The following is a 15,152-nucleotide window of genomic DNA, read 5'->3' on the forward strand; positions in this document are numbered from 1 at the left end:
GGCTGGTCGCGCAGTTCCCCGCGCCCCTAAAGACTCGCGGCTCGGCCCGTTGAAATGCTGATTACTGCTCGCCCAGTGTCACTTCCGCCGTTCTCTCCCGGCCGTTCCGCTGGTATGTCACCTTCACGCGCTGGCCCGGTTTGGCCGCTGCCAGGGCTTCCGCCAGGGCGGTGACCGAGGTGATCGTGGTGTCGTCCAGGCGGGTGATGACGTCACCGGCGTGGAGGCCCGCGCGGGCCGCGGGGCCGGCCGGGGTGACGGTGACGACGGCCGCGCCGACGGGGCGGTAGCTGTCGTCCACGACCGTGCGGGCGCTGATGCCGAGGGCGGCGCGGCCGGAGTCCGTGACCTTGCCGTGCTCGACGATCTGACCGGCGACCGTGCGCACCATGGAGGACGGGATGGCGAAGCCGATGCCGGGTGCCGCGCCGCCCATCCCGGGATCGGCGGCGCCGAGCGTCGGGATGCCGATCACCTGGCCGTCCAGGTTCACCAGCGCGCCCCCGCTGTTGCCGGGGTTGATCGCGGCCGAGGTCTGCACCATGTCGGCGATGGTCGCGCCCGTGCCGCCGCCCTCGTCGCCCTCGCTGACCGTCCGCCCGGTCGCGGAGACGATGCCCTGCGTCACGCTGGAGGACAGCCCGAACGGCGACCCCATGGCCAGCACGATCTGGCCCACCTGCACCTTGGCCGAGTCCGCGAACACCGCGGGCTTCAGCCCGGCGGGCACCCGGTCCAGCTTGATCACCGCGAGGTCCTGGTCGGGATAGGAGTAGACGAGGCTCGCGGTCAGCTGGTCCTCACTGCTGGCCGTCGTCACCTTGAAGGTCTTCTCCGCGCCGACCACGTGCGCGTTGGTGACGATGTGCCCCTGGGTGTCGAAGACGACCCCCGAGCCGAGATCCCGGGTCGCCTGGATCTGGACGACCGACGGCAGGGCTTCCTTGATCACCCGCTGGTACTGGTCCTGGAGCTGGTTCGACACCTCGGGCACCGCGGCCCGCGCGGCCGACGGCTCCGCCGGGGTGGTGGCCGGTGCCGAACAGCCGGATCCGAGGACGGTGGCACACACCAGCACGGCGGCGGCCGGGGCCACCCGGCCGAGGGCGCGGGTACGGGAAGCGTCCATGCCCCGAGTCTGAGCGCGCGGGGCCCGCACCGGCCCGCCGGATACGCCCGAACGGGCTCAACCCCGTATGCGGCCCCGTATCAGGGACCGGTCACGGGATCAGCCCCGCACCCCGCACAGGTGCAGCAGCGCCGCGACCCCGCGATAGGGGTCCGTACGTCCGGCCCGCTCCTCCACGTCGAGCAGCCCGGGCACGTCGGCGGCCGGATACGAAGAAGGCGGGGACAGCGGGGCGGTGCCCGGGTCGTCCGCGTCGGCGAAGTCGGTGAAGACGCCCACGCCGTACCAGGCGTGCAGCGGGGCGGCGATGCCGTCGAGGGTCGCGGTCAGCACCGTGAGGCGGTCGGCACGGCACCGGGGAGCGGGCTGCTCGGCCGGGCCCTCCCCGTCCGCCTCGGACCGCGAGCGCGGCAGCAGGGCGGTGGCGTCGAGCGCGGCCAGGGCGCCCGCCCAGTCACCGGCCAGTCCCGGCCGCATGGCGAGGGCGTCGCCGTTGCGCACCAGCAGCGAGAGCAGACCGCCGGGCGCGAGCATCCTGGCCAGACCCGCCACCAGCGGATCGGGCTCCTCGACCCGCATCAGCAGCCCGTGGCAGAGGACCACGTCGAAGCTGCCCGGCAGGAAGTGCACACCGGTGTCCCGCCCGTCGCCGTGCACCAGCCGGACCCGCTCGCGCACACCCTCCGGCTCGGCGGCCAGGTTGGCACGCGCGGCCGCGACCACCACCGGGTCGTTCTCGACCCCGGTGACGTGATGGCCGAGCCGGGCCAGCCTGAGCGCGCCCGCGCCCCGGCCGGTGCCCACGTCGAGCACCCGCAGCCGCCGCCCCAGGGAGTAGCGCGCCCGGAGCTGCTCGTCGAGCTGTCGGGTCACCAGTTCATGGCGCAGAAGTTCACGCGGAACACCGGGTCCGTCCGGCCGGAGCCCGGCGGCGGCCCGGGGAGCTGCGTCTGCGCTCAGGGCCGCTCTCCGCGCTTGACCTGCGGCTTGGGCAGCCGGAGCCGGCGCATCTGGAGCGAGCGCATCAGGCCGTAGGCCACCGCGCCGCCCCTGCGGTTGTCGTCGGGGAAGCGCTGGGCCAGCGCCTTGCGCAGCCGGACACCGCTCCAGATCGAGTCGAGCACGATGAGCACGATCACGATCAGCCACAGGAGCAGCGCGATGTTCTGCAGTGCGGGCACTCGCACGATGCTGAGCACCAGGATCACGATGGCTGCGGGCAGGAAGAACTCCGCGACGTTGATCCGTGAGTCCACCCAGTCACGGGCGAACTTCCGGACCGGGCCCTTGTCGCGGGCGGGCAGGTACCGCTCGTCGCCGCCGGCCAGGGCCTTGCGCTGGCGCTCCAGAGCGCTCCGGCGCTCCTCGCGCTGGCGCTTGGCCGCGTCCTTGCGGTTCGTCGGCGTACTGGCCACGCTGCGGCGCTGGGACTGGGCCTCGCTCCGCTTGGGAGTGGGCCTGCCCTTCGGGGCCTGCGGGTCACGGGTCTGCTTGGAGAGGGTCACCTGCGCCTTGTCGGCGGGGGCCTTCTCGTCCTTGGCACGGCTACGGAACACAAAACCCAAGGGTACGGGCTTCCCGGCATGGACCCCAGCCCTCTGGGGAACGATCCGGCAACACCCGGCGTCTGTAGCAGGGACCGCACAGGCGGAAACGGGGGACGAACGGGGGGACACACGGGGATCACCTACTCCTCACGCCGGAGCGGGGGCGTCCGCCCTCGTCCCTGGGGAGGAGAGCATGAGCTCCCGAACGGTGCGGTAATGGAGGCAGGGCCCGTACTGTGGGTTCTGTCGCAGGATCGGTGAGCTGGAGTCCGTCAGAAGGGGGCGCGCGAAGCCCATGAGCGGTGTCATGAAGCGTATGGGGATGATCTTCCGCGCGAAGGCGAACAAGGCCCTTGACCGGGCCGAGGACCCGCGCGAGACCCTCGACTACTCGTACCAGAAGCAGCTGGAGCTGCTCCAGAAGGTGCGCCGGGGCGTGGCCGACGTGGCGACCTCCCGCAAGCGCCTGGAGCTCCAGCTGAACCAGTTGCAGCAGCAGTCCGGGAAGCTGGAGGACCAGGGCCGCAAGGCGCTCGCGCTCGGCCGCGAGGACCTGGCCCGCGAGGCGCTCTCCCGGCGGGCCGCCCTCCAGCAGCAGGTCACCGACCTGGAGACGCAGCACGCGACGCTCCAGGGCGAGGAGGAGAAGCTGACGCTGGCCGCCCAGCGCCTCCAGGCCAAGGTGGACGCCTTCCGCACCAAGAAGGAGACCATCAAGGCCACCTACACCGCCGCCCAGGCGCAGACCCGCATCGGCGAGGCGTTCTCCGGCATCTCCGAGGAGATGGGCGACGTCGGCCTCGCGATCCAGCGCGCCGAGGACAAGACCGCCCAGCTCCAGGCCCGCGCCGGTGCCATCGACGAGCTGCTCGCCTCCGGCGTCCTGGACGACCAGTCCGGCATGGCCAAGGACGACATCCAGGCCGAGCTGGACCGCCTCTCCGGCGGCTCGGACGTCGAGCTGGAGCTCCAGCGGATGAAGGCCGAGCTGGCCGGGGGCTCCCCGCAGCAGGCCATCGAGGGCGGCACCGGTCAGGGACAGGACCGCCAGTCGCAGGACACCCCGCGCTTCGACAAGCAGTAGCCCGCCGCCGGGACCGAGCCGAGGAGGCCGTCGTGATCGTACGGATCATGGGAGAGGGCCAGGTGCGGGTCGACGACGCGCACTTCACCGAGCTCAACAAGCTGGACGACGAGCTGCTCGCCGAGATGGAGAGCGGCGACGAGGCGGGCTTCCGCCGCACCCTCACCGCCCTCCTCGACGCCGTCCGGGGTTTCGGGACGCCGCTGCCGGACGATTCCCTGGAGCCCTCCGAGCTGATCCTGCCCACCCCGGACGCCACCCTGGAGGAGGTCCGGGAACTCCTCGGCGACGACGGACTGATCCCGGGCTGACCTGCCCGGGACCGCACCGGACTCGGTCCCGGGACCTCACCGGACTCAGTTCAGCGTGAACCACGTGGTGCGGGACTTCTGCCACTCCGGGTGGGAGAGGTCCTTCGCCGCGGTGCCGTCGCCGTAGAGGTCGGCGCTGCCGTCGTCGGTGATCAGCTGGACCCGGCCGCCGGGCACCGACAGATCGGGCGTGGACACGATCGACTCCCAGCCGCCCGCGTCCGCCGTCGGCAGGTCCAGCGCCTTCACCGGCTGGTGCCCCGCCACGCCGTCCCACCGGTAGAGGGCGTAGGGCGCGCTGTTGTCCTCCGCCGCCCAGGACCCGGCCAGGATCAGATACTGCCCCTGGTCGTTACGGCGCAGATCCCGCACCGACAGCCCCCCGAGGTCCAGCTCGACCGGGGTGCCGAAGGCCGCCTTCGTGCCGCGCGCCACCTGGTCCAGGTTGGTCACCGGCACCAGCAGCGCCCTGCCGCCCTCCTGCGGCGGGACCAGCGGGGCGCGGAAGCCCAGGTAGGCGGTGGTGGTGGAGCCGGGCGCGAACTCCAGGCCCTCCACGTTGAGGCCGTCCACCTGCTTCGGGGTCTGCCCGTCGGCGGTCGCGGCGGCGAAGCCGTACCGGTTGCCGTTCGCCCGGTCCCAGGCCACCAGGTCGTCGCGCAGCCGGTGGCCCGCCGTCCCGAAGGTCACCGAGGTCGCCGCGCCGGAGCCGGAGAGCGTGGTGGTGAAGACGGTGTTGCGGTCGGGCTTGTACTCACCGTCCTTGTTGTTGCCGAGCGAGCCGGTCCAGTAGACGGTGTTGCCGACCCGGGTGCCGCCCTCGATGTCCACCTCCTTGTCAGCGCCGAGCGCATCGCCCAGGTCCCAGCTCTTCACGGGCGCCCCGGAGGCCGAACCGTCGTACAGGCGCAGGGTGTTGTCCTCGTCGTTGGCGACCAGGAGGTAGCCGTCACCGGCGTCCACGGCGGCCGAGGCGTCCGACGCGCCGGTCGGATAGCGGGCGTCGGCCGAGCGCTGGACGGACGGGGAGGCCGCGTAGTGCAGGGTCGCGGTGGCGGTCTTGCCGCCGAGCCCGGTCACCTTCAGGGTGAGGTCGGTGTACCCCTGCGCGTGGGCGGTCACGGCGACCGTACGGGTGCCGCCCGTGCCCGTGACCTGGACGTCTCCCGTGCCCGCCACCGACGACTTACTCGTCTTGCTCGCGGCCACCGTCAGGTCGGAGACGCTGGCGCCGCTCTGCGCGACCGTCGCGGTGACGACCGGGTCGCCGCTCGCGCCGACCGCACCCGACAGATACCCGGCCGACAGCTTGATCGTCGGCGTCCCGTAGCTCGCGGCCGCCGCCGGGCGGGCCGGCAGCAGCGGGGCCGCCGCCGACACCAGCGCGAGCGCGGCGGCGGCCCAGACGGTACGGAGGGACGAGGGGTGAGGGCGCACGGAGGCCGCCTTTCGTCGACTGGACGCGTCCGGCCGCCTGGGCGCGGACGCCGAGCAGAAGGCTGGGCCGGTACGGCCAACACCGGGCGTCCGTCATGGATACCCGGGGCGAACACCGGCCGACACCTGACGGCCCGGGGCGGCCCGTGGCACCTCGTGGCGGTCGGCGGCAGAATTGTGGCGCCCCGTGGCAGGCAGTGGCACCCCGTGGCAGCCCTGGGGACCGATTCCCGTACACCGCCCGGCGCCCGTACTGTTCACCGGTGAGCACTCTCCAACGCGCCCGGTACGGAGCGCAGGCCCACCCCCTCGCGCTGGACGCCGTCCTCGGCGGTCTGGTGCTGCTGTGCATGATCGGCGGCTCCTTCGCCTCGCCGCACGGCGAGCACGGCGTCGCCTGGGGAGAACGCGCCCCGGACCCGCTCAGCCTGGTCCTGATGGTCGTCGGCGCCCTCGCGCTCGTGCTGCGCCGCCGCGCGCCCATGGCCGTCCTCGCCGTCACCGGCACGTGCGCGCTCGTCGAGTGCGTCACCGGCGACCCGCGCGCCCCCGTCGTGATGTGCGCCGTCGTCGCCCTCTACACGGTGGCCTCCACCACGGGCCGGGCCACCACCTGGCGCGTCGCGCTGCTCGTCATGGCCGTGCTCACCGCCGCCGCGATGCTCGCCGGGCCGCTGCCCTGGTACGCGCAGGAGAACCTCGCGATCATCGCCTGGACCGGCATCGGCGCCACCGCGGGCGACGCCGTCCGCAGCCACCGCGCGTTCGTGCAGGCCATACGGGAGCGTGCCGAACGCGCCGAGCGCACCCGCGAGGAGGAGGCCCGCCGCCGGGTCGCCGAAGAACGGCTGCGCATCGCCCGCGAGCTGCACGACGTGGTCGCCCACCACATCGCCCTGGTCAACGTGCAGGCCGGGGTCGCCGCCCATGTCATGGACCGGCGCCCCGACCAGGCCAAGGAGGCGCTCGCCCACGTCCGCTCGGCCAGCCGCTCCGCGCTCGGCGAGCTGCGCGCCACCGTCGGCCTGCTGCGTCAGTCCGGCGACCCGGCCGCCCCCACCGAACCCGCCCCCGGCCTCAACCGCCTCGACGAGCTGGCGGACACCTTCCGCAGCGCCGGGCTCCCGGTGGAGGTGGCCCGCGCCGACCAGGACACCGAACTGCCCGCCGCCGTCGACCTCGCCGCCTACCGGATCGTCCAGGAGGCCCTGACCAACGCCCAGAAACACGCCGGGACCGGCGCGAAGGCCGAGGTCAGCGTCGTACGGGTGGGGCCGAACATCGAGGTCAGCGTGCTGGACAACGGGCCGGGCGTCACCGGCGCACCCGGCGCGGGCGGCGGGCACGGGCTGCTCGGGATGCGCGAGCGGGTCACCGCGCTCGGCGGCACCCTGACCACCGGACCCCGCTTCGGCGGCGGCTTCCGCGTCCATGCCATCCTGCCCGTCAAGACCCGTACGACCGACCGGGAGGAGCCCGCGTGACGATCCGCGTCCTGCTGGCCGACGACCAGGCCCTGCTGCGCAGCGCGTTCCGGGTGCTGGTGGAGTCCGAGCCCGGCATGGCCGTCGTGGGGGAGGCGTCCGACGGGGCCGAGGCGGTGCGGCTGGCCAAGGAACGCGCCGCCGACGTGGTCCTCATGGACATCCGGATGCCCGGCACCGACGGGCTCGCCGCCACCCGGATGATCGGCGCCGACCCCGACCTCGCCCGGGTCCGCGTGGTCATCCTGACCACCTTCGAGGTGGACGACTACGTGGTGGAGGCGCTGCGCGCGGGCGCCTCCGGCTTCCTCGGCAAGGGCAGCGAGCCCGAGGAACTGCTCGCCGCGATCCGGCTGGCCGCCGAGGGCGAGTCGCTGCTCTCCCCGGCCGCCACCAAGGGCCTGATCGCCCGCTTCCTCGCCCAGGCCGGCACCGTCGCCCCCGACCCGGTCCGCCTCGCCCGTCTCGACGCGCTCACCGGGCGTGAGCGCGAGGTGCTGGTCCAGGTGGCCGGGGGGCTCAGCAACGACGAGATCGCCGAGCGCCTGGAGGTCAGTCCGCTGACCGTGAAGACGCACGTCAACCGGGCCATGGCCAAGCTCGGCGCCCGCGACCGGGCCCAGCTCGTGGTGATCGCCTACGAGTCCGGGCTGGTACGTCCCCGGACGGAGTGACCTCCACCCGCGTGTACTGCGCGTGGAGTAGGAGGCGGATAAGAGACGGGACCTGGGGCCTACGGAGCGGGGTCCGGCCATGGGTCAGGGTATGAGGTGGGCGCCTTTTCCGTGCCCGCCCAAGCTGCCGCGCCCGTCCCAGCAGCTTCTGCCGCTCACAGAAGAGAGACCCTGTCCCATGTCCTGGCTGTCCCGGTTCAGCCTGAAACAACGGGCCCTCGTCGGCCTGGTGTCCCTCGTCGCGCTGCTCTTCGGAGCCATCGCGATCCCCCAGATCAAACAGCAGCTCCTGCCCACCATCGACCTGCCCATGGTGTCGGTGATCGCGCCGTACCAGGGCGCCTCGCCCGACGTGGTCGAGAAGCAGGTCGTCGAGCCCATCGAGAACAACCTCCAGGGCGTCGACGGCATCACCGGAGTCACCTCCACCGCCAGCGAGGGCAACGCCGTGATCATGGCGTCCTTCGACTACGGCAACGACACGAAGCGGCTCGTCACCGACGTGCAGCAGGCCGTGAACCGGGCCCGGGGCCAGCTCCCGGACTCCGTCGACCCGCAGGTCATCTCCGGCTCCACCGACGACATGCCCACCGTCGTCCTGGCCGCGTCCTCCGGCCAGGACCAGCAGGCGCTCGCCGACAAGCTGGACCGTACGGTCGTCCCCGCGCTGAAGGACATCGACGGCGTCGGCCGCGTCCAGGTCACCGGCGTCCGTGACGTCCAGGTGACCGTCACGCCGGACGACGCCAAGCTCGCCAAGGCCGGTCTGGCCCCCGCCGCGCTGGTCCCCGCGCTGCAGGCGGGCGGCGCGACCGTCCCGGCCGGTTCCTTCGACGAGGACGGCGCCAACCGCACCGTCCAGGTCGGCGGCGGCTACACCTCGCTCGCGCAGATCCAGGACCTGATGGTCACCGGCGCCCCCGGCGCCAAGCCCGTGCGCCTCGGTGACGTGGCGAAGGTCGAGGAGCGCCCGGCGCCCTCGGACTCCCTCACCCGCACCGACGGCCGGCCCAGCCTCGCCGTCAACGTCACCATGGACCACGACGGCAGCGCGGTCGCCATCTCCCGGGCCGTCAAGGACAAGCTGCCGAAGCTGCGCACCGACCTCGGCGCGGACGCGAAGCTGACCGTCGTCAGCGACCAGGGCCCGGCGGTCTCCAAGGCCATCGACGGCCTGACCACCGAGGGCGCCCTCGGTCTGCTCTTCGCGGTCCTGATCATCCTGGTCTTCCTGGCCTCGGTCCGCTCCACGCTGGTCACGGCGGTCTCCATCCCGCTCTCCGTGGTCCTCGCGCTGATCGTGCTGTGGACGCGCGGCCTGTCCCTGAACATGCTCACGCTGGGCGCGCTGACCATCGCCATCGGCCGGGTCGTGGACGACTCGATCGTGGTCCTGGAGAACATCAAGCGGCACCTCGGCTACGGCGAGGAGCGCGGCCAGGCCATCATCGGCGCGGTCCGCGAGGTGGCCGGAGCGGTCACGTCCTCGACCCTCACCACGGTCGCCGTCTTCCTGCCGATCGGCCTGGTCGGCGGCATGGTGGGCGCCCTCTTCGGCTCCTTCAGCATCACCGTGACGGCGGCCCTGCTGGCCTCGCTGCTGGTGTCGCTGACGGTCGTGCCGGTGCTGTCGTACTGGTTCCTGCGCGCCCCGAAGGGCACCCCCGAGGACGCCGAGGAGGCGCGCCGCCGGGCGGAGGAGAAGGAGAACAACAGCCGTCTCCAGCGTGCCTACGTCCCGGTCCTGCGGTTCGCCACCCGGCGCCGTCTCACCAGTGTGCTGATCGCGGTGGTCGTGCTGCTCGGCACCTTCGGGATGTCCGGGCTGCTGAAGACGAACTTCTTCGACCAGGGCGAGCAGCAGGTCCTCACCGTCAAGCAGACGCTGAAGCCCGGCACCAGCCTTGAGGCGACGGACGCGCAGGCCAAGCGGGTGGAGCAGCTGCTCGGCTCGATCAAGGGCGTCAAGGACTACCAGGTCACCATCGGCTCCTCCGGCTTCATGGCCGCCTTCGGCGGTGGCACCGACACCAACCAGGCGTCGTACCAGGTCATGCTGGAGGACGGCGCGTCCTTCGACGCCGTGCAGAAGCACCTGACGGACGGGCTCGCCAAGCTCGACGGCATCGGCACGACCACGGTGTCCGGCGGCGACAGCTTCGGCAACCAGGACCTCAGCGTCGTGGTCAAGGCGGCCGACCCGGCCACCCTGAAGACCGCCGCCGAGAAGGTCCGCTCCACCGTGGCGGCCCTGGACGACGTCACCGACGTGACCAGCAACCTCTCGCAGAGCGTGCCGCGCATCTCGGTCAAGGCCAACGGCAAGGCGGCCGCCGCCGGGTTCGACCAGCAGAAGCTGGGCGGTGCCGTCGCGCAGGCCGTACGCGGCCTCCCCGCGGGCAAGGCGATCCTGGACGACACCGAGCGCGACATCGTGGTGCGCTCGGCCAAGCCCGCGACCACGCTGGCCCAGCTGAGGAACCTGAACCTGGGCCGGGTCAAGCTCGGTGACATCGCGACCGTCGAGCTGGTCGACGGCCCGGTCTCCATGACCCGCATCGACGGCCAGCGCGCCGCGACGATCAAGGGCCGCCCGACCGGGGACAACACCGGCGCGGTCAGCACCCAGCTCCAGGCCAAGCTCAAGACGCTGAAGCTCCCGGCGGGCGCCACGGCCGAGATCGGCGGTGTCTCCTCCGACCAGGACGACGCGTTCAAGAACCTGGGCCTGGCCATGCTGGCGGCCATCGCGATCGTGTTCATGCTGCTGGTGGCGACGTTCCGCTCGCTGGCCCAGCCGCTGATCCTGCTGGTCTCCATCCCGTTCGCGGCGACCGGCGCGCTCGGCCTCCTTATCGTCACCGGCACCCCCATGGGCGTCCCGGCGATGATCGGCATGCTGATGCTCATCGGCATCGTGGTCACCAACGCGATCGTGCTGATCGACCTGATCAACCAGTACCGGTCCCAGGGCTACGGCGTCGTCGAGGCCGTCATCGAGGGCGGCCGCCACCGCCTCCGCCCGATCCTCATGACCGCCCTGGCGACGATCTTCGCCCTGCTCCCCATGGCCCTCGGCGTCACCGGCCAGGGCGGCTTCATCGCCCAGCCCCTCGCCGTGGTCGTCATCGGCGGCCTGATCACCTCCACCCTCCTCACCCTCCTCCTGGTCCCGACGCTCTACGCGATGCTCGAACTCCGCAAGGAGCGCCGGGCGGCGAAGAAGGCGGCGAAGAAGGCGGAGCCGGAGAAGGAGGCCCCGGAGCCGGTCGCGGTGTAACCGGCACGGCCCGGATGTGACGTCCGGACAGCGAAAGGGCCCGGCTCGCACGATCGTTGCGGGCCGGGCCCTCAGTTTGTCGCTGGCGGAGCCGTCAGAGGAAGTCCGTGGTGTCCAACTGGAATCCGAAGGGGGCGGGGAGCGCGAGGGACTTGCCGAACGGGACGGCGCAGTGCTCGCGATAGTCGTCGTCCCCCGGATCGCTGAACAGCGTGATCGAGGAGGCATCCCGGTCGACCAGCAGGTACAGGGGGATCTGGGAGCGGGCGTAACCGTGGCGCTTGGCCTCGCGGTCCATCCGGGGCTTGGTGGATGTCACTTCCAGCACCATGGCGACACCGTCGGAAGGCATCCAGGAGTCGGCGCCGCGGTAGAGCCGCAGCCCAGTGGGCGCGAAGGTGCCGTCGGGGATCACATGGTCCTTCGGGTCGAGCCCCCCGTGTTTCAGCAACAGGCCCTTGTTCCCGGAGAACTGCATGCGTGTTTTGGACCGCCCGTACACCTGGGCCACGATCAGTTCGATGTAGTCCTCGTGGTCCCCGTCAGGCGGCGGTGTCACAACGATCTCCCCCTCGATCAGCTCGGCATGGAAGCCCTCGGGGGTGTCCAGGGACAGGAAGATGTCCAGCAGTCCCTCAGCCGGCGTGGTCGGCCCGTGCGCGACGGCAGTCATGTCACGCCCCTCCTTCGGTCGCTCGCCAGACTGGGACACCGGAAGATCACCTGTCCATGAGATCGGGAACCGTTCCCCCGATCGTGGCACGAAAGGGGCGCTTCCCGACACCGGGAAGCGCCCCTGACTCACGTACAGATGAAGGTTCTTACGGCAGCGCCAGCATCCGCTCCAGCGCCAGCTTCGCGAACGCCTCCGTCTCGCGGTCCACCTCGATGCGGTTGACCAGGGTGCCCTCGGCGAGGGACTCCAGGGTCCAGACCAGGTGGGGGAGGTCGATGCGGTTCATGGTGGAGCAGAAGCAGACCGTGCGGTCGAGGAAGACGATCTCCTTGTCCTCGGCCGCGAAACGATTCGCCAGACGGCGGACGAGGTTCAGCTCGGTGCCGATCGCCCACTTGGAACCGGCCGGGGCCGCCTCCAGCGTCTTGATGATGTGCTCCGTCGAGCCGACGTGATCGGCCGCGGCGACGACCTCGTACCGGCACTCGGGGTGGACCAGCACGTTGACGCCGGGCACGCGCGCGCGGACGTCCTCGACCGACTCCAGGGAGAAGCGGCCGTGCACGGAGCAGTGGCCGCGCCAGAGGATCATCTTGGCGTCGCGCAGCTGCTGGGCGGTCAGTCCGCCGTTCGGCTTGTGCGGGTTGTAGAGGACGCAGTCCTCCAGGGACATGCCCATCTCCCGCACGGCGGTGTTGCGCCCGAGGTGCTGGTCGGGCAGGAACAGCACCTTCTCGCCCTGCTCGAAGGCCCAGTCCAGGGCCCGCTTGGCGTTGGACGACGTACAGATCGTGCCGCCGTGCTTGCCGGTGAACGCCTTGATGTCGGCCGAGGAGTTCATGTACGACACCGGCACGACCTGCTCGGCCACGCCCGCCTCGGTCAGCACGTCCCAGCACTCGGCGACCTGCTCGGCCGTCGCCATGTCGGCCATCGAGCAGCCGGCGGCGAGGTCGGGCAGCACGACCTTCTGGTCGTCGGAGGTGAGGATGTCGGCCGACTCGGCCATGAAGTGCACACCGCAGAAGACGATGTACTCGGCCTCCGGACGCGCGGCGGCGTCCCGGGCCAGCTTGAAGGAGTCGCCCGTGACGTCCGCGAACTGGATGACCTCGTCACGCTGGTAGTGGTGGCCGAGGACGAAGACCTTGTCCCCGAGCTTCGCCTTCGCGGCGCGGGCGCGCTCGACGAGGTCCGGGTCGGAGGGCGCGGGCAGATCGCCGGGGCATTCGACGCCCCGCTCGCTCTTCGGGTCGGCGCCGCGGCCGAGCAACAGCAGGGCGAGCGGAGACGGCTGAACGTCGAGCTGCGGGGTCTGGGCGGTGGTCACGACACCTACCCTTTCTGGTTTTCGTCTAACTGACGCTATCTATCATAACCGCTTCACGTCACTTTGACGATGGCGATAGCGTCCATGTGACGTGAATCCCGGCGCGACGCGAATCCCGGCACGGTCCCGCCCCTGCGGAGCCGGGCCGCTGTCCCACCTTCCGGCCGTGTGCGAGCATTGAAGAGAGAAGCAGAACGCGGCAACGCGCCCGCCCGGCCCGGAATGAATCGGCCGACGCGCCGGTTGCACTCCTCGAAAAGCAGTCTCCGTACGACTTGGGAGAGATGTAGATGTCCGTATCGGACGAGACCAGCACCGTCACCGACGGCATCATCGTGACCGACGCCGCCGCGTCGAAGGTCAAGGCGCTGCTCGACCAGGAAGGCCGTGACGACCTCGCGCTGCGCGTCGCCGTCCAGCCCGGCGGCTGCTCCGGCCTGCGCTACCAGCTCTTCTTCGACGAGCGCGCCCTCGACGGCGACGTCGTGAAGGACTTCGACGGCGTCAAGGTCGTCACCGACCGCATGAGCGCCCCGTACCTCGGCGGCGCCACCATCGACTTCGTGGACACGATCGAGAAGCAGGGCTTCACGATCGACAACCCGAACGCGACCGGCTCCTGCGCCTGCGGCGACTCCTTCAGCTGACCGGGCCCGGCCCGGCATACGACGAGGCGGCGGCCCCCGACCGGGGGTCCGCCGCCTCGCGCGTTCCTACGTCGCGGGTGCCTCGTGCGTTCTCGACTGCTTCGCGGAGCGGGCGGCTACTTCGCCGGGCGGCCCAGCGACTCCGCCTGCGGCACACGCCCGCCGTCCTCCGCGACGACCGTCCGCCCGGCGAGCGGCGCGTCCAGCCGTACGGTCTCGGCGAACTCCTTCGCCATCAGCACGCACACCTTGCCCGGCCGGGGGTGCTCGGTCACCGACACCGTCACCCGCCCGGCGCTCTCCTTCGCGGCAGCGCGGTGGTCGGCACAGACGCCGCCCATGAAACGGACGGTCAGCTCGCGGCCGTCGGCGCTGTACGCCCCGACCTTCACCGACCGCGTGCCCGACCCCGAGGACGAGGCGGACAGGGACGGCAGCGGTGAGGGCGCGGCCAGGTACTTCGGGTCCACCGCCGGATACGTCACCGTGAACGTGCCGCGCGCCGCCGCGCCCCGCACCTCGTACAGCCACGACGGCACCAGCGTCTCCCGGCCGCCCACCGGGTGCACGGCCAGCCCGAACACCGCCTTCTCCACGGTCAGCCGGTCCCCCTTCGGCGACCCCGGGGACACGTCCGAGCCGCACGGCTGCTCCAGCCGGTCCTTCAGCGGCTCCGGCGTCGCACAGCCCCCGATGCCCATCCGATGCCCGCCCGGCTGCGCCGAGTTGAGCAGTTCCAGCGTCTTCGCCGCGCCGAGTACGGGATATTCCGCACCCTTCTGAGGTACGGCCAGCATCCCGTGCCCGCCGACGATCTCGCCCCGCTCGTCCACGGTCAGCCCGGTCGTCCAGCCGTAGGTGGGCAGCCCACCCACCATCGGATCGGCGTTCACCACCCGCCGAGCGCCCATGACCTGGCTCGCGTCGGTCTTCGCATCGTCCTGCCCGAGCGCCTTCAGCACCGGCGCGACCACCTGCCGCGCCTTCGCCACGCTCACCGCGTCGGCGGCCGGGGCGACCGGATCCTGCGCGCACACGTCCGCCTTGGGGCAGTTGTCGGTGCCCGGCGTGTACCGGCTGAACGACCAGCCGCCCGCCGCACCCCCCGCCACCCGCAGCACCGGCTCACCCGCGCGTCCGCCGACCCGCCAGCCGTCCCCGTCCGCCACCGGCGCGCCGTCCACCTCCAGCGCCCGCGCCAGCCGGACCACCGCGTCCTTCGCGACGGCGCCCTCCGGGGCGTGCACCGGCGCCGACCCCGGCCCGTCGGGCAGCTTCCCTTGGGCCACATACCGCACGCCGTACGGATTCCGCTCCCCGGGCGCGATCCCGGCCGCGCTCGACGTACCCGCCGGACTCCACCCGTCCAGCGCGAGCGGCGGGGGAGTCCCCCCGGCGCCTGGCGTCCCGGCCCCGCCGTCGGCCCCGAGCCCGGAAGCGAGCCAGGCCCCTCCGCCCCCGAGCGCCAGCACGGCCGCGGCCACGGAAGCGACGACCAGGGCGGTACGGGGGCGGGGCGGGGGAGCGGGTTCATCCGAGTGGGGCGCGGCCGG

Annotated in this window: 13 protein-coding genes; 6 read left to right on the forward strand and 7 right to left on the reverse strand. The window is 72.1% G+C overall.

Annotated elements, in window-relative coordinates; all coding sequences use genetic code 11:
* Positions 1–61: 61 nt before the first annotated feature.
* The 3 genes from GTW40_RS15045 to GTW40_RS15055 form a co-directional block, all read right to left on the reverse strand.
* Positions 62–1,129, reverse strand: coding sequence for a trypsin-like peptidase domain-containing protein (locus tag GTW40_RS15045; RefSeq protein WP_161180699.1), 1,068 nt, complete (start codon positions 1,127–1,129; stop codon positions 62–64).
* Between the two features lie 99 nt (positions 1,130–1,228).
* Positions 1,229–2,002 carry a class I SAM-dependent methyltransferase gene (locus tag GTW40_RS15050; RefSeq protein ID WP_161180700.1) on the reverse strand — a complete coding sequence of 258 codons (774 nt, stop codon included), beginning with the start codon at positions 2,000–2,002 and terminating at the stop codon, positions 1,229–1,231.
* Positions 2,003–2,085: 83 nt separating this feature from the next.
* A complete protein-coding gene (locus GTW40_RS15055; protein ID WP_161180701.1) occupies positions 2,086–2,685 on the reverse strand; it encodes a DUF3043 domain-containing protein in 600 nt (199 codons plus the stop codon).
* A gap of 313 nt (positions 2,686–2,998) precedes the next feature.
* Here GTW40_RS15055 and GTW40_RS15060 point away from each other — a divergent pair, with 313 nt between their 5' ends.
* Together GTW40_RS15060 and GTW40_RS15065 are read left to right on the forward strand one after the other, a co-directional pair.
* On the forward strand, positions 2,999–3,760 hold the full coding sequence (locus GTW40_RS15060) for a PspA/IM30 family protein (protein ID WP_237525521.1): 762 nt from the start codon (positions 2,999–3,001) through the stop codon (positions 3,758–3,760).
* A 32-nt stretch (positions 3,761–3,792) separates the two neighbouring features.
* Positions 3,793–4,071, forward strand: a complete 279-nt coding sequence (locus GTW40_RS15065; protein ID WP_161180703.1) for a hypothetical protein — start codon at positions 3,793–3,795, stop codon at positions 4,069–4,071.
* 45 nt (positions 4,072–4,116) lie between these two features.
* Here the strand turns inward: GTW40_RS15065 and GTW40_RS15070 are convergent, their stop codons facing one another.
* On the reverse strand, positions 4,117–5,508 hold the full coding sequence (locus GTW40_RS15070; protein WP_161180704.1) for a DUF3616 domain-containing protein: 1,392 nt from the start codon (positions 5,506–5,508) through the stop codon (positions 4,117–4,119).
* Between the two features lie 263 nt (positions 5,509–5,771).
* Here GTW40_RS15070 and GTW40_RS15075 point away from each other — a divergent pair, with 263 nt between their 5' ends.
* The 3 genes from GTW40_RS15075 to GTW40_RS15085 all read left to right on the forward strand — a co-directional run bounded on the left by GTW40_RS15075 (position 5,772) and on the right by GTW40_RS15085 (position 10,946).
* Positions 5,772–6,992, forward strand: a complete 1,221-nt coding sequence (locus GTW40_RS15075) for a histidine kinase (RefSeq protein ID WP_161180705.1) — start codon at positions 5,772–5,774, stop codon at positions 6,990–6,992.
* The gene (locus GTW40_RS15080) at positions 6,989–7,666 is read left to right on the forward strand and encodes a response regulator transcription factor (protein WP_161180706.1); all 678 of its coding nucleotides are present in this window, start codon (positions 6,989–6,991) and stop codon (positions 7,664–7,666) included. The genes GTW40_RS15075 and GTW40_RS15080 overlap by 4 nt, the downstream gene beginning before the upstream one ends.
* Before the next feature lie 178 nt (positions 7,667–7,844).
* Positions 7,845–10,946, forward strand: coding sequence for an efflux RND transporter permease subunit (locus GTW40_RS15085; RefSeq protein WP_161180707.1), 3,102 nt, complete (start codon positions 7,845–7,847; stop codon positions 10,944–10,946).
* A gap of 94 nt (positions 10,947–11,040) precedes the next feature.
* On the opposite strand, the gene GTW40_RS15090 is transcribed toward GTW40_RS15085, so the two are convergent.
* Both GTW40_RS15090 and nadA read right to left on the reverse strand, forming a co-directional pair.
* On the reverse strand, positions 11,041–11,619 hold the full coding sequence (locus GTW40_RS15090) for a Uma2 family endonuclease (RefSeq protein WP_161180708.1): 579 nt from the start codon (positions 11,617–11,619) through the stop codon (positions 11,041–11,043).
* Positions 11,620–11,767: 148 nt separating this feature from the next.
* Entirely contained in the window at positions 11,768–12,952 is a 1,185-nt protein-coding gene (nadA, locus tag GTW40_RS15095; RefSeq protein WP_161180709.1) for a quinolinate synthase NadA, read from the reverse strand.
* A 290-nt stretch (positions 12,953–13,242) separates the two neighbouring features.
* Between nadA and erpA the strand changes: the two genes are divergently transcribed.
* Positions 13,243–13,599 carry an iron-sulfur cluster insertion protein ErpA gene (erpA, locus tag GTW40_RS15100; RefSeq protein WP_161180710.1) on the forward strand — a complete coding sequence of 119 codons (357 nt, stop codon included), beginning with the start codon at positions 13,243–13,245 and terminating at the stop codon, positions 13,597–13,599.
* A 116-nt stretch (positions 13,600–13,715) separates the two neighbouring features.
* On the opposite strand, the gene GTW40_RS15105 is transcribed toward erpA, so the two are convergent.
* Positions 13,716–15,152: hypothetical protein (locus GTW40_RS15105; protein ID WP_237525519.1), on the reverse strand; the 1,437-nt coding region annotated here is incomplete at its 5' end.

This window comes from Streptomyces sp. SID4985 (assembly GCF_009863025.1).
Lineage (GTDB): Bacteria > Actinomycetota > Actinomycetes > Streptomycetales > Streptomycetaceae > Streptomyces.

Excerpts from the sequence above, each read along its gene's own strand:
- erpA (WP_161180710.1), top strand. The coding sequence starts at position 13,243 with ATGTCCGTATCGGACGAGACCAGCACCGTCACCGACGGCATCATCGTG.
- GTW40_RS15090 (WP_161180708.1), bottom strand. The coding sequence starts at position 11,619 with ATGACTGCCGTCGCGCACGGGCCGACCACGCCGGCTGAGGGACTGCTG.
- GTW40_RS15045 (WP_161180699.1), bottom strand. The coding sequence starts at position 1,129 with ATGGACGCTTCCCGTACCCGCGCCCTCGGCCGGGTGGCCCCGGCCGCC.
- GTW40_RS15060 (WP_237525521.1), top strand. The coding sequence starts at position 2,999 with ATGATCTTCCGCGCGAAGGCGAACAAGGCCCTTGACCGGGCCGAGGAC.
- GTW40_RS15085 (WP_161180707.1), top strand. The coding sequence starts at position 7,845 with ATGTCCTGGCTGTCCCGGTTCAGCCTGAAACAACGGGCCCTCGTCGGC.